Origin of the sequence: Streptomyces sp. NPDC086835 (assembly GCF_044745705.1) — a bacterium.
Taxonomy (GTDB): domain Bacteria; phylum Actinomycetota; class Actinomycetes; order Streptomycetales; family Streptomycetaceae; genus Streptomyces.
In genome coordinates this window covers 54267-71586 of record NZ_JBIVAU010000006.1, presented here as the reverse complement: position 1 = coordinate 71586, position 17320 = coordinate 54267, and the positions used below count along the sequence as shown (strand labels likewise).

Here is a 17320-nt window from a genome sequence, read left to right as displayed (position 1 = left end):
AAGAAGGGGGCGTGCGAAGTGGGGCGGAGGCCGCGGGCTCAGCCCGCGTACGGATCCGGCACTTCGCCGGGCCTGGCCAGGAAGGCGAAGTCGCATCCCGTGTCGGCCTGGGTGACCTGTTCGCTGTAAAGAGCTCCGTAGCCGCGCTCGTAGCGGGCCGGCGGCGGTGTCCACTCGGACCGGCGTCGCTCCAGCTCGGCGTCGGTGACCTCCAGACGGAGGGAACGCGCCTCGACGTCGAGGGTGATCAGGTCCCCGGTGCGGACCAGGGCCAGCGGCCCTCCGACGTAGGACTCGGGCGCGATGTGCAGGACGCACGTGCCGTAACTGGTCCCACTCATCCGGGCGTCGGAGATGCGGACCATGTCCCGCACACCCTGCTTGAGCAGATGGTCCGGGATCGGCAGCATCCCGTACTCCGGCATGCCGGGACCGCCCTTGGGGCCGGCGCCCTGAAGGACCAGCACATGGCCGGCGGTGATGCCGAGCGACGGATCGTTGATCGTGCGCTGCATCGTCCGGTAGTCCGGGAACACCACGGCCGGTCCGGTGTGCTTCAGCAGATTCGGATCGGCGGCGATGTGCTTGATGACCGCCCCGTCGGGGCAGAGGTTCCCGCGCAGCACCGCGACGCCTCCCTCCTGCGCGACGGGGTTGTCGCGGGGGCGGATCACATCGTCGTTGTGCACCTGGGCGCCCTCGAGCTGCTGCCGCAAGGTGGCGTGGGCGACCGTGGGCCGGTCCAGGTGGAGCAGGTCACGGATGCGGGAGAGGAAGCCGGGCAGCCCGCCCGCGAAGTGGAAGTCCTCCATCAGATAAGGCCCGCCGCCCGGACGGACGTTGGCCAGCACCGGCACCGTACGAGCGATCCGGTCGAAGTCGTCCAAGCGCAACGTCACGCCGGCACGCCCGGCCATGGCGATCAGATGGATGACGGCGTTGGTGGAGCCGCCGAGACCGAGGACCGTGGTCACCGCGTCCTCGAACGCCTCACGGGTCAGGATCCGCGACAGCCTCAGGTCCTGGCGCACCAGCTCCACGATCCGCATCCCGGACGCCGCGGCCATGCGGTCGTGCCCGGAGTCGACCGCGGGGACGGACGAGGCGCCGGGAACCGTCACTCCGAGCGCCTCGGCCGCGGCCATCAGGGTGGCGGCGGTCCCCATCGTCATACAGGTGCCGGGGGAGCGGGCCAGACCGCTCTCCAGCTCGCTCATCTCGCAGTCGCCGATGAGCCCGGCCCGCTTGTCGTCCCAGTACTTCCACATGTCCGTGCCGGAGCCGAGCACTTCGTTGCGCCAGTGGCCCGGCAGCATCGGCCCCGCAGGCACGAACACCGTCGGCAGGTCCGCGCTCGCGGCACCCATCAGCAGCGCCGGCGTGGACTTGTCGCAGCCGCCCATCAGCACCGCGCCGTCCACCGGGTAGGAGCGCAGCAGCTCCTCCGTCTCCATCGCCAGCATGTTGCGGTAGAGCATGGGCGTCGGCTTCTGGAAGGTCTCCGACAGAGTGGAGACCGGGAACTCCAGCGGGAACCCGCCCGCCTGCCACACCCCGCGCTTGACGGCCTGGGCGCGGTCACGCAGATGCACATGGCACGGGTTGATGTCCGACCAGGTGTTGAGGACGGCGATCACGGGCTTGCCGAGATGCTCCTCCGGCAGGTACCCGAGCTGACGCGTACGGGCCCGGTGGGAGAACGAGCGCAACCCGTCGGTCCCGTACCACTGGTGGCTGCGCAACTGCTCCGGCCGCAGGCTCATATGCCCCACCCGGCCACGAGCCCGGCGACCTCGGCACGCCGCTTCTGCAGGAGCGGACTGCTCGGCGGCCGCACGTCGCGGCGGCACAGGCCGAGCGAGGCGAGGGCCTCCTTGACGACCGTGACATTGTCCGCCGACCCGTGGGCGGCGCGCAGATCCTCCAGCGGCCGGATCCGCTCCCACACCTTCATCGCCGCCGCGTGGTCCCCGGCGCGCAGCGCGGCGAGCATCTCCAGCGAGATCGACGGGGAGATGTTGACCAGGCCGGAGGTGAAGCCGGTGGCGCCCGCGGAGAAGTAGGCGGGAGCGTACAGCTCCGCGAGACCGGCGATCCACACGAACCGCTCGAGGCCCGCGTCGCGGGCGAACGCCGCGAACTGCGCCGTGTCGGGCACCGCGTACTTCACTCCGACGACATTGGGGCACAGCTCCCCGAGGCGCGCCATGCGCTCGCCGCGCAGATGCGGACTGCGCACATAGGGGACCACGCCGAGCTCGGGCACGGCCTCGGCGATCGCCCGGTGGTAGTCGAGCCAGCCGTCCTGCGACACATAGGGGTGCACCGGCTGATGGACCATCACCATCTGCGCGCCCGCGTCCCGTGCGTGCCGCGCGGAGGCGACCGCGGTGGGCACGTCCAGGCCGACGCCCACGAGGACGGCTGCCCGGCCGGCGGACTCCTCGAGGGTCAGTTCCGTGACGGCGCGCCGCTCGTCGGGGTCGAGCGCGTAGTACTCGCCGGTGTTGCCGTTGGGGGTCAGGGTGCGCACCCCGCCGTCGAGAAGCCGGCGCACCAGCGCCCGGTGCGCGACGGTGTCGACGGTGTCGTCGCGGGTGAAGGGCGTGACCGGGATGGCCACCACGTCGGCGAGGGCCTCCCGCAGCGAGCTGAAGCCGGGATCGGTGCTCATACCTGGTCCTCCTCGGCCTGCTCGGGGAACGCCCGCTGTACGAACGAGTCGATGTGCTCGTGCAGCGCGCGGGCCGCGGCGTCGGCGTCCCCCGCGAGGGCGAGCTGAAGGATCTCGCGGTGCTCGTCGGCCTCCCGCTGCCAGGACGGGTCGGCGGCCCACGCCACGGTGGAGACCAGGGCCGCCTGGTCGCGGACCTCGTCGAGCATCCGGGCCAGCAGCGGATTGCCGCAGGGCAGATACAGGGCCCGGTGGAACTCCCGGTTGGCCAGCGACCTTTCGGCCTGGTCCGCCGCCTCGTCAGCCCTGACGAGCGCCGTCCGCGCGTCCTCGAGCGAGGCGTTGCGGGTGATGGAGCGCCGCAGCGCCTCCGGCTCCAGCAGCAGCCGCACGTCGTACACCTCGCGCGCCATGTCGGCGTCGACCATGCGGACGGTGGCGCCCTTGTACTGGCTCATCACCACGAGCCCCGTGCCGGCGAGGGTCTTGAGGGCCTCCCGCACCGGGGTCTTCGACACACCGAACCGCGCGGCCAGTTCGGTCTCGACCAGGGACTGGCCCGGGCTGAGGCCGCCGGTGAGGATGGCGTGCTTGATCGCCTCCAGCACGTACTGGGTGCGGGAGGGGATCGGGGTGGGAGCGAAGGTCATCAGCACTCTCAGATCTCGCGTATCGCGTCTCATATATGACGTACGAAGTGCAACGCGCCGAACGTAGGGCCGACTTGGCGCGCCGTCAATGCTTCGGACGCGATTCGATGCGATGTCTGGTTTGTTACGGTGAAGCGCTTCGATCGGTGCCGTCGAGTGCGTTGACCTCATCTCGCGCCACTTCATAGATTGGTGGCGCAAGCGCTTCCGCCCGACTTCCTTCCGGGTTTCTCCTGCCGTACTTCCGCTCTCCTTTCCGAGGACCTCCATGAAGTTCACCGACGGCTTCTGGCTGATGCGCGAGGGCGTCCACGCCTCGTACGCCACCGAAGTACGCGATCTGCAACCCGGCGACGACCGGTTCACCGCCTACGCCTCCGTCCGCCGCGTCCGGTCGCGCGGCGACACGCTCAACTCGGCGCTGATCACCGTCGAATGCAGAAGTCCCCGCTCTTCGCCGAGGGAGTGGCGGGCGGCTACCTGGTCCGGCGGCCGAACGGTGACGTCTGGCAGTGGGACCTGTGGCAGCCGGGCATGGCGCTGGTCGACTTCACCGACCCGGCGGCGCGCACCTGGTTCCAGTCCCGGCTGAAGGTCCTGCTCGACCAGGGCGCCGACTGCTTCAAGACCGACTTCGGAGAGCGTATTCCCACCGATGTGGTCTGGCACGACGGCTCCGACCCCGAGCGGATGCACAACTACTACACCCAGCTCTACAACGCCGCGGTCTTCGAACTCCTCGAGAAGGAGCGGGGGGCGGGGCAGGCCGTGCTCTTCGCCCGCTCCGCGACCGCCGGCGGCCAGCAGTTCCCCGTCCACTGGGGCGGCGACTGCTGGGCATCGTTCGACGCCATGGCCGAGTCGCTGAGGGGCGGACTCTCACTGTCGCTGAGCGGCTTCGGTTTCTGGAGCCACGACATCGGCGGCTTCGAGGGCACCCCGGACCCGGCCCTGTTCAAGCGCTGGCTCGCCTTCGGGCTGCTGTCCTCGCACAGCCGGCTGCACGGCAGTGACTCCTACCGGGTGCCGTGGGAGTTCGGCGACGAAGCGGTGGCGGTGGCCCGGCAGTTCACCGAGCTCAAGCACCGGCTGATGCCGTACCTCTACGGTGCGGCCGTCGAGGCGCACCGCACCGGCGTGCCGGTGATGAGGCCCATGCTGCTGGAATTCCCCGACGATCCCGCGTGCCGGACCCTCGACCGGCAGTATCTGCTCGGCCCGGACCTGCTCGTGGCGCCCGTCCTCTCCGCGGAGGGAGAGGTGGAGGTGTACCTGCCCGAGGGGGAGTGGACGCATCTGCTCACCGGTGAACGGGTGAGCGGCCCCGCCTGGCGCCGCGAGGTCCACGGCTTCGACAGCCTGCCGCTGTACGTCCGCCCCGGCGCGGTGATCCCGTTGGCCGCCGACGTCCGCAGCCCGGAGGGGCCGTGGACGGACGCCCTGACCCTGCTGGTCGCCCCGGGGACGGACAGGCGCACGGTCACCGTCCCCGGGCCTGACGGGAGCACGGCGGCCACGTTCCGCATCGTCCGAGAGCCCGGCGCCCTGCGCGTGACCGCCGCCGGCACCGAGCGGCCGTTCCGGGTGAAGGCCGTCGGCCACGGCGGAGCGCGCGGCACGGGAGAGGTCACCGTGCCGCTCCGCTGACCGCCGGACCACGCCGCCGACCTGCCACCCGGGCCGTCGGCGCCGGACGGCGGACCGCCGCGCGCCCCGGGACCGGGGCCCGGGGTGTCGCAGCACCTGCCCGGGACAGGCCCCGGTACCTGACGCCCCGACCGGGCACAGGGCCCGCCGGCGCCGGGCCGCCGCGCGTGCCAGGACTCGACGCCCGGGGCCGTGTCCGCCTGGGACCGGTCCCGGCGTTCGACGCCCCCGCCGTCGGCGCCGGACGCCGGGCCGCCGCGCGCCCCCCCCGGATCGCACGAGGGCCCGGCCGCCACGGCCGGGCCCTCGGAGCGGGGCAGGGGGAGCGTCAGACGATGTTCTCCGCGATCTCCGCCTGCTCGCGGGCGGTTCCGTACGCCGCCGGCGTTCCGTACGAGCGGCGGGCGACGAACCACCACACCGTGGCCAGGATCAGCACCGCCGCCAGTGCGATCGAGGCGTAGTTCATCGAGTCGACGGTCACCGGGTTCGACTGGGGCAGGCAGAACAGCACCGTCACGCACGCCACCCACACCACGGCGGTCCAGCCGATCGGCCTGCTCCAGCGGCCCAGCGACCACGGACCCGGCTGGAAGCGGTCACCGGCACGCAGCCGCAGATAGATCGGGATGGCGTACGCGGGAGTGATGCCGATGACGTTGATCGCGGTGACCGCTCCGTAGGCGGTCGCGGAGTACAGCGACGGGACGGCCAGCAGACAGGCGAAGGTGACCGACAGCCACACCGCGGGGACGGGCGTCTGCGTCCGGCTGCTCACCTTGCGCCACAGGGCGGAACCGGGCAGCGCGTTGTCCCGGCTGAAGGCGAACACCATCCGGCTGGCCGCGGCCACCTCCGCGTTGCCGCAGAAGAGCTGCGCGACGATCACCACGAGCAGCAGCGCCGTCGCGGCGCCGGTGCCGAGAGCGTCGATGAAGATCTGCGCAGGCGGTACGCCGGTCGCGGTGTCCTGGGTGCCCGCGTAGTCCTGGATCGCGAAGGTCAGGCCCGCCAGCAGCGCGAACCCGGCGATCCAGGAGACCCAGATGGAGCGCACGATGCCCTTGGCGGCGGCCACGGACGCGTTGGAGGTCTCCTCCGAGAGGTGGGCCGAGGCGTCGTACCCGCTGAAGGTGTACTGCGCGAGCAGCAGGCCGATGGCGGCGACGTAGACGGGGTTGTCCCAGCCCGTGCCGTTGACGAACTCGCCGAAGACGAACTCGGGGGACTGGTGGTCGGACGGCACGATCGCGAGGGCGCCCACGATCAGGGCCACGCCGCCGAGGTGCCACCACACGCTGACCGAGTTGAGCAGGCTGACGAGCCGTACGCCGAAGAGGTTGAGGGTGGCGTGCAGCAGCAGGATGCAGATGAAGATGATCATTGTGGAGCCGGGGGTGGGTTCGATCCCCCACTGGAGGTTCAAGAACGCGCCGGTGAACAGGGCGCAGCCGTAGTCGATGCCGGCGATTGCGCCCAGCAGGCCGAGAAGGTTGAGCCAGCCCGTGTACCAGCCCCACTTACGGCCGCCGAGCCGGTCGGCCATGTAGTACAGCGCGCCCGACGTCGGGTAGGCGCTGGTGACCTCCGCCAGGGCCATGCCGACGCAGAGGACGAAGAGACCGACGCCCAGCCAGCCCCACAGCATCACCGCGGGACCGCCGGTGCCCAGCCCGAATCCGTACAGCGTCATACAGCCGGACAGGATCGAGATCACGGAGAAGCTGATGGCGAAGTTGCCGAAGCCGCCCATCCGGCGGGCCAGGACGGGCTGATAGCCGAGCTCCCTCAGCCGTTCCTCCTCGTCCTTGGGAGGGGTCCGGCCGGAATCCGACCACTTCGGCGGGGATATGGACATCGAGGTACCTCCGGGGAAAGGCGATGTACTTGAGCGGACAGGGCAAGGCGGTGGTGCGGGCGGGCAGGACACAGCGCGACGGGGGAGTACGCGCCAGGGGAGGACGGGGAGGGGACGTGGCCCGGGCGGGCGGAGGTGGCCTCAGCCGTACCGGCCCGCGGCCGGGCCGGGGCCGGGCCCGGCGTCACGCGCCGCCGCGAGGCAGCGGGCCCGTGCGCGCAGGAACACCTCCTCCGCGAGCGCCGCGTCACCGGGATCGGGCGTGCGGTACGCCCACGGAAGCGTCGCGTAGAACGGGCCCAGCGCCTCGAACACCCGGGCGGCGTCGGCGAACTGGAGCGCGCCCCACAGCGCGTGGGCCAGGTGGCTGAGATCGAGCAGCGTGCGCGTCGCCGTGGGCGCGACGTCGAACCAGTCGTGCAGGGCCAGCCGGCCGTCGCGGGCCGCGTCGTCCGTGACCCAGTGCAGGTCCAGCGCCTTCTCCTGGCCGTTCTCCCGGCGGTAGCGCTCCACCCGTACATAGAGCGGCAGCACCTTGAGCGGCGATCCCAGGGGCGCGGACGAGGACGCCCACTGGACGAAGTTGACGGCCTCGGAGAGATGGGGGCCGGACCGCCGGGCGTACACGAACTGCAGCATCCGGTGGTACGCCTCGCGGTTGTGCGGATCGCGCTTGTCCGCCTGTGCCAGCAGCCCCCACGGGCCGGGGAAGAGCATCGGCCCCGGCGGTGCCATCCGGTGCTCGTCGAGCCGCTGCCCCTCGTCGAGCCGGGCGAGCGCCAGCAGACACACCCACGGCACCGGGTCCTCGGGCGACCGGTGCGCCGCCGCCCGGCATGCTTCCCAGGCCTCGTGCCACAGGTCCTGGGTGTGCCGGTGCGCGTCGCGGTGCGCCCGTAAAGCGCGCTCGACCGCGACCCGGCAGTGCATCACCGCCGCGGCGGCGCTGTCGGGTTCCTCCGCACGCCATGTCTGCACCGTGTCGGAGCCGGCGGCCACCGCCGCCAGCACCTGGGTGCGCTGGGTCCACAGGGCCCAGTCGGCCGTCGCCTCGAGAAGGTTCCGCATCGACAGCCAGCGGCCCGTGCGTAAGTCCTGGAGGGCGCTGCGCAGTTCCGTGTCCTGGCCGGCCGGATGGTAGACCGGGCGGAAGGAGTCCGGGGCCATCAGCAGGCCACCCTTCCCGGGCACGCCCGGGAGACGTCGCCTAACACGGCTGCCGGGCCGTCGGGCCCGTCACCGCGCCGACCGGTCCGCCGACCGTCGCGCGGTCCGCTCCGTGTTCCGTCGCAGGGTGGAGCCAGGGGGGAGAACTGGTCGTCATCGGGCCTCTTGGGGCAGTGGGGGCTGAGGCGAGCGTCGACGGCGGTGGTCGGCCGGGCATCGACGGCGGTCGGGCACGTACGGGGAACCGCGCCGTCCCCCGCATCGCTTCCGCGTGCGGGCCGATCTTACTCAAGCCGCGCCGCGCGGCAACCAGTTGACCAAGTCGCCGCCCGACGGGGCGTGCTCCGCCGCCCCTTGACGGCGGCGACGGCCTGCCCCACGCTTTCGTCTGCGATCAAGGTTTCTTCTACCGGAGAGCGGGGTGGCCGATGACGGGCCCGGTGCTTGCCGTCGACCAGGGCACCTCCGGCACCAAGGCGCTCGTCGTCTGCCCCGAACGCGGCGTGATCGGCACGGGATTCGTGCCCGTGTCCCCTCGCTACGGCCCCGGCGGACGCGTCGAGGTGGACCCCGCCGAGCTGCTCGACTCCGTCCTCGGCGCGGGGCGCAGGGCGCTCGCCCACGCCGGTGAGCCGGTCGAGGCCGTCGGTCTGGCCAACCAGGGCGAGACCGTCCTCGCCTGGGACCCGGCGACCGGCGAGCCGCTCACCGAGGCGATCGTCTGGCAGGACCGGCGCGCCGAACCGCTCTGCGCCGAACTCGCCCCGCACGCTGAAGAGTTGACGCAGCTCACCGGATTACCGCTGGACCCGTACTTCGCCGCGCCCAAGATGGCGTGGATCCGCCGTGAGCTCACCGGCGAAGGCGTCGTCACCACCAGCGACTCCTGGCTCGTGCACCGGCTCACCGGCGCGTTCGTCACCGACGCGGCAACCGCCGGCCGCACCCAGCTCCTCGACCTCGACCAGGTCGCCTGGTCACAGCGGGCACTCGACCTCTTCGGCCTGTCCGGCGAACGCCTTCCGGACGTCGTGGACTCCGCCGGCCCCGTCGGCGTCACCACCGCCTTCGGCGCCGGGACACCGCTCACCGGACTGCTCGTGGACCAGCAGGCGGCCCTCCTCGCCCAGCGCGTCACCGAACCGGGCACCGCCAAGTGCACCTACGGCACAGGGGCGTTCCTGCTCGCCCACACCGGTCACCGGCCGCACCGCTCCACCACCGGGCTCGTCGGCTGCGTCGCCTGGCGGCTCGGCGGGAAGGCGAGCTACTGCCTGGACGGCCAGGTGTACACCGCGGCCTCCGCCGTCCGATGGCTCGCCGACCTCGGCGTCGTCTCCGGCGCGGCGGACCTCGACACCGTCGGCTCGTCCGTCCCCGACAGCGGCGGCGTCACCTTCGTGCCGGCGCTCGCCGGGCTCGCGGCCCCCTGGTGGCGCGGCGACGTCAGAGGCTCGGTCACCGGACTGGGACTCGACACCGGCCCCGGCCACCTCGTGCGCGCACTGTGCGAGGGCATCGCCGCACAGGTCGTCTCCCTCACCGAAGCCGTCGCCACCGACCTCGGCTCCCCGCTGACGGCGCTGCGCGTCGACGGCGGCCTCACCCGGTCCGCGCTCCTCATGCAGGCGCAGGCCGACCTGCTCCAACTGCCCGTGGAGGTCTCCGCGCTGCCCGACGCGACCGCACTGGGAGCCGCCGCCGTGGCCCGGCTCGGCATCGACCCCGGACTGGCGCCGGATCAGGTGGTTCCCGACCGGAAGCCGTCCGCCGTCTACGAGCCCCGCATCAGCGCCGACCGGGCGGCCGAACGGCTCGGCGTCTTCCGTGCGGAGGTCGAGGCCCTCCTCGAGCGCTCCCCTTCGGCCGCCGGGGACCACGGAACGCGATGACCGTCACGACCAGCGGCGAACTGCCCGACCGTCTGCACGACGTGATCGTCGTCGGCGCCGGAGTCGTCGGCACCGCCGTCGCGCGCGAACTCGCCCGTCACCGCCTGCGCGTCGCCCTCGTCGACGCGGGCGACGACGTCGGCAACGGCACCTCCAAGGCCAACACGGCCATCCTGCACACCGGCTTCGACGCGGCGCCCGGCACCCTGGAGTCCCGGCTGGTACGCGAAGGCCGGCACCGCCTCGCCGCCTACGCCGAACAGAGCGGCATCCCCGTCGAACCCGTCGGCGCGCTCCTCGTCGCCTGGGACCGGGAACAGCTCGCCACCCTGCCCGCACTCGCCGCCAAGGCCGCCCGTAACGGCTACCACGCCACCCGCCTGCTCGACGCCGCCGAGCTCGCCCGCAGAGAACCGCACCTGGGACCCGGGGCACTCGGCGCCCTCGAGGTCCCCGACGAGTGGATCATCTGCCCCTGGACGACGACGCTCGCCTACGCCACCCAGGCCGTCCGCGCCGGCGTCGACCTGCACCTGAACTGCCGGGTGCAGTCCGTCACCGCCGGCACCCACCACGAACTGGCCACCTCCCGGGGCCTGTTGCGCACCCGCTACCTCGTCAACGCGGCAGGACTGCACGCCGACGAGCTCGACCGCCGCCTCGGCCGCCAGGACTTCACCGTCACCCCCCGGCGCGGCCAGCTCATCGTCTACGACAAGCTCGCACGCCCCCTCGTCGGGCACATCCTGCTCCCCGTGCCCACGGCGCTCGGCAAGGGCGTCCTCGTCGCACCGACCGTGTACGGGAACGTGATCCTCGGCCCGACCGCGGAGGACCTCGACGACAAGCGGGCCACCGGGTCGACCGCCGAAGGCCTCGAGACCCTGCGGGCCGCGGGCCGACGGATCCTGCCCGCACTGATCGACGAGGAGGTCACCGCCGTCTACGCCGGACTGCGCGCCGCCACCGGGCAGGCGGACTACCGCATCCGGGCGCACCCCCGCCTGCGGTACGTCACCGTCGGAGGCATCCGCTCCACAGGGCTGACCGCCTCCATGGCGATCGCCGACTACGTCACCGGCCTCCTCGGCGACGCGGGACTCCACCTCGGACCCGCCCGCGACCTCGAACCGGTCCGCATGCCGAGCATCGGCGAGGCACGGCCACGCCCGTACCAGCGGGCCGACCTGATCGCCGCCGACCCCGCGTACGGCACGATCGTCTGCCACTGCGAACGCGTCACCCGCGGCGAGATCCGCGACGCGCTCACCAGCACCGTCCCGCCCGGATCGCTCGACGGACTACGGCGCCGCACACGGGCCCGCGGCGGCCGCTGCCAGGGCTTCTACTGCGGACCCGCCGTCCGCGCGCTGTTCGAGGACGGCCGCCGATGAGCCGCACCGAGCGGGCCGTGGACGTCCTCGTCGTCGGCGCGGGACCCGCCGGCCTCGCCGCCGCGGCCCACCTGGCCGCGGCCGGCGCCGGCCGTGTCGAGGTGCTCGAACGCGAACAGGAACCCGGCGGCATCCCACGCCACAGCCACCACCAGGGCTTCGGACCACGCCACCGCCCGACCACCGGCCCCCGCTACGCCAAGCGCCTCGCCGACGCGGCCCTCGCCGCCGGAGCCGCGGTACGCACGGGCGTGACGGCCACCGGCTGGGCGGGCCCCCGCACCCTCGACACGACAGGCCCGCACGGCCTCGAACGACTCACCGCACCCGCCGTGGTCCTGGCGACCGGCGCCCGCGAACGGCCGCGCAGCGCCCGGCTGGTCCCCGGCACCCGGCCGGCCGGCGTCCTCACCACCGGCGAACTCCAGCAGGCCGTCCATGTCCACGGCCAACCGGTCGGCAGCCGCGCCGTCGTCGTGGCCACGGCAGGCGCCGACGCCGTCGCCTCTGCCGCCGCCGACACCCTGCGGACGGCCGGGGTCCACGTCGCCGCCCTGGTCACCGAGGCGATCCGCGGCCCCCTGCGGTCACCGCGCCACCGGTTCCCGCTGCTCACCGGATCCACCGTCGTGGAGCTCGCCGGCCACGGCAGGCTGACGGGCGTCCGCGTACGGGGCGACGACGGCCGCGGCGCACTCCTCGACTGCGACACCGTCGTGTTCACCGGCGACTGGATCCCCGAGCACGAACTCGCCCGGCGCGGCGGCATCGTCCTCGACCCCGGCACCCGCGGGCCGGCCGTCGACACCGCCTTCCGCACCGCCGTGCCCGGCGTGTTCGCCGTCGGCAACCTGCTGCACGGCGGTGAGCCGGCGGTGAGCGCCGCCGCCGAGGGCCGCGGCGTCACCGGGCCCGTCCTCGCGCACCTGGCCGGCGCGGACCCCTGGCCGGGCGGGGGGGTGCCGCTACGGGTCGAACCGCCGCTGCTATGGGTCGCACCGAGCCGTGTGCGCCCCGGCAGCCCGCCGCCCCTCGGAGAGCGCTTCACCCTGCGCTCCGCGGAACGCCTCCCCGCGCCCGTCCTCGTCGTCCACCAGGACGGCCGGGTTCTGGACCGGCAGCGCCTGCCGCACACCGCCCTGCCCGGCCGGCCCCTCCACCTGCGCGCCCACTGGACGGCCGCGGCGGACCCCGACGGCGGCCCGGTCCACATCAGCGTCATGTCCGATTCCCGCGAGCCCGGCGCCTGGGGGCCGCCCATACTGGCCGTATGACCACCGAGGCACGCACGGTAGAGGACAGCCGGTACCAGGCGGTGAGCAGCCGGGACGCGCGCTTCGACGGAGTGTTCTTCTTCGCCGTCTCCACGACCGGCATCTACTGCCGGCCCAGCTGCCCCGCCGTCACGCCCAAGCGCGAGAACGTGTCCTTCCACCCCACCGCCGCGGCCGCCCAGAGCGCCGGCTTCCGCGCCTGCCGCCGCTGCCGGCCCGACGCGGTCCCCGGCTCCGCCGAATGGAACGTCCGCGCGGACGTCGTCGGCCGGGCCGTGCGGCTGATCGGCGACGGCATCGTCGACCGGGAAGGCGTCGCGGGCCTCGCCGACCGACTCGGCTACAGCGCCCGCCAGGTACAGCGCCAGCTCAACGCCGAACTCGGCGCGGGACCCATCGCGCTGGCCCGTGCCCAGCGCGGCCACACCGCTCGCGTACTCCTCCAGACGACGACCCTTCAGGCCGCCGAGATCGCCTTCGCGGCCGGATTCGCGAGCGTCCGCCAGTTCAACGACACCATCCGGGAGATCTACGCCGCCACCCCCACCGAACTGCGCGCCCTCAGGCCCGGCCGCCCCGCCGCCGACAAGGGCGCCGCCGGGATCCCGCTGCGGCTCGCTCACCGGGGCCCGTACGCGGCGGACCGGATGTTCGACCACCTGGCCGCCCATGCCGTCACCGGCGTCGAGGAGGTCATCGGCCGGGCCGGCGACCGCACCTACCGCCGCACCCTGCGGCTGCCCGGCGGTGCCGGGATCGCCGAGGTCCGCGAACGCCCTGGCAGCGGCCGCTGGATGGACTGCCGGCTGCATCTGACGGACCTGCGCGACCTGACCACCGCCAACCAGCGGATGCGCCGCCTCCTCGATCTCGACGCCGACCCGTACGCCGTCGCAGAGCGCCTTGGAGCCGACCCGTCCCTCGCCCCCCACGTCGCGTCCCGCCCCGGCCTGCGCATCCCCGGTGCCGCCGACCCCCATGAGTCGGCGATCCGCACCATGGTCGGAACGTCGGCCGCGAGCACGCTCGTGGCCGCGCACGGCGAGCGGCTCCCCGCACCGAGCGGCGGACTCACCCACCTGTTCCCCCGCCCGCGGGACCTGACCGGCACCGGCCACCCCGCACTGCGCGCCCTGGCAGAGGCGCTCACCACGGGCGACGTGGTGCTCGACCCCGGCGCGGACCGCGAGGAGACGGAGCGCCGGCTGCTGCGGCTGCCCGGCATGGACGCCCGGACCGCCGCCCGCATCCGCATGCACGCCTTGGGCGACCCCGACGTCCTGCTGCCCGGCGACCCGGCGGTCCCCGCCGGCGCGGACACCGGGCGCTGGCGGCCGTGGAGCTCGTACGCGATGCACCACCTGTGGGCGTCCGCCGACAGCCTGGTGAGCTGACCGGGCACCACTGAGCCTCACCCGGACGGTCCAGCAACACAACGGCCCCGGCTCCCGGCGGCCCGAGAGTGGATGACGTCGCCCATCCTCACCGCCCTGGGAGTACCGATGACCCCCCTCAACCGACGTGACCTCGGCCTGCTCGTCCTGCGCGTCGGGACCGGCGCCGTCCTCGTCGCCCACGGCACGCAGAAACTCTTCGGCTGGTTCGGCGGCGGCGGCCTGGAAGGCACCGCCAAGGGCATGGAGGCCATGGGCTTCCACCCGCCCAAGCAGAGCGCGATGGCCGCGGGCATCGCAGAGGCGGGCGGTGGCGTGCTGCTCGCCCTCGGCCTCGCCACTCCCGCTGCGGGCGCTGCGGTGACCGGCAACATGGCCGGCGCCGTCTCCGTCCACGCACCGGCCGGCTTCTTCGCCCAGTCCGGCGGCTTCGAGTACCCGGCGTTCCTCGGCTTCACCGCGGCCGCGATCGGCGTCATGGGCCCCGGCCGCTACTCCCTCGACCACGCGACCCGGCACCGCTTCGACGGCCCGTGGATCCTCGCGGCCGCCTTCGCGGCCAGCGCGCTCGCAGCGTCCGCGATCGTCGGCAAGCGGGCGAAGGGTCAGATCGGGGCGGACGTGGACCCGGGCCCCGAGAAGGACCAAGGGGTCGACACCCTGGAGGACTAGGAGTCCGGTCCGTCGAAGTCCCCTGGCCGGCGCGTGGCAGGATCACCTGCCATGACCCAACAGCGCCCGCCTTTCCCGCCGTTCGACCTCGACAGCGCCCTGGCCAAGGTCCAGGCCGCCGAGGACGCCTGGAACACCCGCGACCCGCACAAGGTGGCCCTCGCCTACACCGAGGACTCCGTCTGGCGGAACCGGGACGTCTTCCTGACCGGCCGCGAGCAGATCGCCGAGTTCCTCACGGCCAAGTGGGAGCGTGAGCTGGACTACGTCCTGCGCAAGAGCCTGTGGTCCTTCCACGAGAACCGCATAGCCGTCCGCTTCCAGTACGAATGGCACGACGCCGCGGGCCGGTGGTTCCGCAGTTACGGCAACGAGTTGTGGGAGTTCGACGAGCGTGGCCTGATGAGCCGCCGCGAGGCGAGCATCAACGACGTGGCCATCCAGGAGTCCGACCGCCGCTACTTCGGGCCGCGCCCCGAGGACGAGCGCGGCCCAGGTCACGACATCCCCCTTCAGTGATCCGGTCGTACCGGGACGCCCCGGCGGACCTGAGGGTCGACGGCGCGATGTGCCGCCGGCCGACGGCCCTCAGGTGTCCGCCGCGCCTCACTCGCCTCTGAGCAGGTCGACCGTGCCGGCCAGGCCCTCGTCGCCGTGACCCTCGGCCACCCGCCGACGCATCAGGTCCATGTAGGGCGTGAGGAGCCGGGGGTCGACCGACTGGCCCTCGGCCGTGGCCAGAAGCGCGTCGTTGCCCGCCGACATCATGGCGAGGTTGGAGGTGACGCCCTCCGTGTAGTCACCGCTCTCCAGTTGGGCGGCGATCTCGTGGGTCATACCGGTCATGGCGCCGAGCCACTCTGCGAGCAGGGCGGCGAAGCCGGCCTGGTCGAGGTCCTTCTCGGGGCGCACCAGGGCGAAGGCGTGGGTGACGCCCGCGAACATGCCGGTCATCGCGCTGAGCAGGGCGATGTCGTGCAGGGCCGCGTGCCCGGCGTCCTCGCCGACGAACTTCGCGCCGGCGGGAACCTCCAGCACCTCCCGGTGGCGTTCGAACAGCTCGCGGTCGCCGCTGTAGAACACATAGCCGCCCGTCTCGGGCCGGCCGATCATCGGGGGAACGGCCATGATCCCGCCGTCCAGGAACCGGGCACCTCGTTCCTCGGCCCACAGGGCCCGCAGCCGGGACCGGGCGGGGGCGTTGGTGGTCAGATCGACCAGGTCCTTTCCGGTCAGGTCGGTGCCCTCCAGGGTCTCGCCCACGGAGGCGTCGTCCAGCAGGCAGAGCACGACGGGGCCGGTCGCCGAGGCCAGCGCCTCGGCCGGCGTCGCCGCCACCCGGGCGCCCTCGGCCGCCAGGTGTTCGGCCTTGGCCGGGGTGCGGTTCCATACGGTCAGCGGGTGTCCTGCGGCGAGCCAGGCGCGGGCGAGAGCGGTGCCCATGTCGCCGAGGCCGAGGAGGGTGACAGGGGTCCTGGAAGAGGTGTGGTTGTCCATGCCCATCAGGCTCGTACGGGGACGGACCTTGATCAAGTACGCACTTTTTTGTGGGTGGTTACCTTATGGTGAGTGCATGACCAGGCGCGCCACGTACGTGTGCGGCATCGACGCGGCGATCGACGTGGTCGGCGGCAAGTGGAAGGTCCTCGTCCTGTGGGCGCTGGAGGCCGGTCCCTGCCGGTTCGGTGAGTTGCGGCGCGGCATCCCCGGCGTCAGCGAGAAGGTTCTCGCCTCCCACCTCCGGGAGTTGGAGTCCGACGGCATCGTCGTCCGTGAAGAGGACTGCGAGGGAGCGGTACGCCGCGTCACCTACGCGCTCACGCCGCTGGGCGTCTCCCTCAACGAGGCGCTCGGCCCCCTCGGCGCCTGGGGCAGGAAGCACCTGCTCGACGACCGGAGCTCGCACGACGAAGTGTCCGACCGCTCCCGCTGACGGCCGGCTCCCCGTACGGCTCCCCACACTCACCCCTGCCCGCGCCGCGTTCTCGGCGTGCCCGCAGGAGGGGGGGATCCAGGGTCTGGCTCGAACCTCTGAACAGTGGTTCACTTGTTGTATGGCCTACCGCAAGACGCCCGCTGTCCAGAGCCGGCTCGACGCCGCCAGGGAGCACCTCGTGGCGCAGGCGACCTCCGTCGTCGCGGAATCCGGCTGGGCGAACGCTTCCGTCACCGCGGTCGCCGCCGCGGCCGGCATGTCCGTCGGGTCGGTCTACCAGCACTTCCCGTCCAAAGGGGCGCTGGCCGTCGAGGTCTTCCGGCGTGCCTCCGGGCGCGAGGTCGAGGTGCTCGCGGAAGTCCTCCGGGACGCAGGCGGGGACCCCGTCGAGCGGCTGGCGCACGGCGTGCGCGTCTTCGCCCGCCGCGCCATGGAGCGTCGCGGCCTGGCCCACGCACTCCTCGCCGCCCCCACCGAACAGGCCGTGGCCCGTGAGCGGCTGGAGTTCCGGCGCCGCTACCGCGACGTGTTCGCCGAGGTGATCCGCGAGGGCATCGCCGGCGGACAACTCCCGCCGCAGGACCCCGACGTCACCGCCGCCGCACTGACCGGCGCGATCGGTGAGGTGCTGGTCGACCCGTTGTCCGATCCCGCGGCCGGGGACACCGCCGAGCACCTGGTCGCCGAACTGGTCGCGATGTCCCTGCGCTGCGCCGGCGCCCGGACCGCCGGCTGACCACCCCTACGAGACCCCGAGGACGA

The 17320-nt window shown here is 73.0% G+C and carries 14 protein-coding genes and 1 pseudogene; 9 read left to right on the top strand and 6 right to left on the bottom strand.

All coding sequences use genetic code 11. From position 1 onward, the window contains the following. Window positions 1–38 precede the first annotated feature (38 nt). From araD to ACIPJI_RS20375, 3 genes are read right to left on the bottom strand one after another with little or no spacing between them, the layout of a single operon-like run. Window positions 39–1763 carry an L-arabinonate dehydratase gene (gene araD / locus ACIPJI_RS20385; RefSeq protein WP_307709691.1) on the bottom strand — a complete coding sequence of 575 codons (1725 nt, stop codon included), beginning with the start codon at window positions 1761–1763 and terminating at the stop codon, window positions 39–41. Further along, window positions 1760–2674 (bottom strand): dihydrodipicolinate synthase family protein, encoded by a 915-nt coding sequence (locus ACIPJI_RS20380; RefSeq protein WP_402247805.1) that lies wholly within the window; start codon window positions 2672–2674, stop codon window positions 1760–1762. Before ACIPJI_RS20380 ends, araD begins: the two co-directional genes overlap by 4 nt. Further along, window positions 2671–3324 (bottom strand): GntR family transcriptional regulator, encoded by a 654-nt coding sequence (locus ACIPJI_RS20375; protein ID WP_307709693.1) that lies wholly within the window; start codon window positions 3322–3324, stop codon window positions 2671–2673. Before ACIPJI_RS20375 ends, ACIPJI_RS20380 begins: the two co-directional genes overlap by 4 nt. Before the next feature lie 438 nt (window positions 3325–3762). Between ACIPJI_RS20375 and yicI the strand changes: the two are divergent. Next, window positions 3763–4971: pseudogene (gene yicI / locus ACIPJI_RS20370) on the top strand (alpha-xylosidase); the annotation flags it as partial. Between the two features lie 328 nt (window positions 4972–5299). Here yicI and ACIPJI_RS20365 read toward each other — a convergent pair. Together ACIPJI_RS20365 and ACIPJI_RS20360 are read right to left on the bottom strand one after the other, a co-directional pair. Then, window positions 5300–6829 (bottom strand): amino acid permease, encoded by a 1530-nt coding sequence (locus tag ACIPJI_RS20365; RefSeq protein ID WP_356622565.1) that lies wholly within the window; start codon window positions 6827–6829, stop codon window positions 5300–5302. 141 nt (window positions 6830–6970) lie between these two features. Continuing rightward, window positions 6971–7996 (bottom strand): hypothetical protein, encoded by a 1026-nt coding sequence (locus ACIPJI_RS20360; RefSeq protein WP_356622564.1) that lies wholly within the window; start codon window positions 7994–7996, stop codon window positions 6971–6973. Window positions 7997–8424: 428 nt separating this feature from the next. On the opposite strand from ACIPJI_RS20360, the gene ACIPJI_RS20355 reads away from it, so the two are divergent. The 6 genes from ACIPJI_RS20355 (at window position 8425) to ACIPJI_RS20330 (ending at window position 15141) form a co-directional block, all read left to right on the top strand. Next, window positions 8425–9888 carry an FGGY family carbohydrate kinase gene (locus ACIPJI_RS20355; protein WP_356622563.1) on the top strand — a complete coding sequence of 488 codons (1464 nt, stop codon included), beginning with the start codon at window positions 8425–8427 and terminating at the stop codon, window positions 9886–9888. Continuing rightward, the gene (locus ACIPJI_RS20350) at window positions 9885–11282 is read left to right on the top strand and encodes an FAD-dependent oxidoreductase (RefSeq protein ID WP_402247802.1); all 1398 of its coding nucleotides are present in this window, start codon (window positions 9885–9887) and stop codon (window positions 11280–11282) included. Before ACIPJI_RS20355 ends, ACIPJI_RS20350 begins: the two co-directional genes overlap by 4 nt. Next, window positions 11279–12556, top strand: coding sequence for an FAD-dependent oxidoreductase (locus ACIPJI_RS20345; protein WP_402247799.1), 1278 nt, complete (start codon window positions 11279–11281; stop codon window positions 12554–12556). The genes ACIPJI_RS20350 and ACIPJI_RS20345 overlap by 4 nt, the downstream gene beginning before the upstream one ends. Beyond that, window positions 12553–13950: a DNA-3-methyladenine glycosylase 2 family protein gene (locus tag ACIPJI_RS20340; protein ID WP_402247797.1), complete on the top strand. Its 1398-nt coding sequence runs from the start codon at window positions 12553–12555 to the stop codon at window positions 13948–13950. The genes ACIPJI_RS20345 and ACIPJI_RS20340 overlap by 4 nt, the downstream gene beginning before the upstream one ends. Window positions 13951–14058: 108 nt before the next feature. Continuing rightward, a complete protein-coding gene (locus tag ACIPJI_RS20335) occupies window positions 14059–14622 on the top strand; it encodes a DoxX family protein (protein WP_356622559.1) in 564 nt (187 codons plus the stop codon). A 51-nt stretch (window positions 14623–14673) separates the two neighbouring features. After that, the gene (locus tag ACIPJI_RS20330) at window positions 14674–15141 is read left to right on the top strand and encodes a nuclear transport factor 2 family protein (protein ID WP_307709701.1); all 468 of its coding nucleotides are present in this window, start codon (window positions 14674–14676) and stop codon (window positions 15139–15141) included. Window positions 15142–15228: 87 nt separating this feature from the next. Here the strand turns inward: ACIPJI_RS20330 and ACIPJI_RS20325 are convergent, their stop codons facing one another. Continuing rightward, window positions 15229–16125 carry an NAD(P)-dependent oxidoreductase gene (locus ACIPJI_RS20325; RefSeq protein ID WP_402248226.1) on the bottom strand — a complete coding sequence of 299 codons (897 nt, stop codon included), beginning with the start codon at window positions 16123–16125 and terminating at the stop codon, window positions 15229–15231. Between the two features lie 70 nt (window positions 16126–16195). Between ACIPJI_RS20325 and ACIPJI_RS20320 the strand changes: the two genes are divergently transcribed. Together ACIPJI_RS20320 and ACIPJI_RS20315 are read left to right on the top strand one after the other, a co-directional pair. Then, window positions 16196–16555 carry a winged helix-turn-helix transcriptional regulator gene (locus ACIPJI_RS20320; protein WP_402247795.1) on the top strand — a complete coding sequence of 120 codons (360 nt, stop codon included), beginning with the start codon at window positions 16196–16198 and terminating at the stop codon, window positions 16553–16555. A gap of 121 nt (window positions 16556–16676) precedes the next feature. Next, complete coding sequence (locus ACIPJI_RS20315; protein WP_402247794.1) at window positions 16677–17294, top strand: TetR/AcrR family transcriptional regulator; 618 nt, start codon at window positions 16677–16679, stop codon at window positions 17292–17294. Window positions 17295–17320 lie beyond the last annotated feature (26 nt).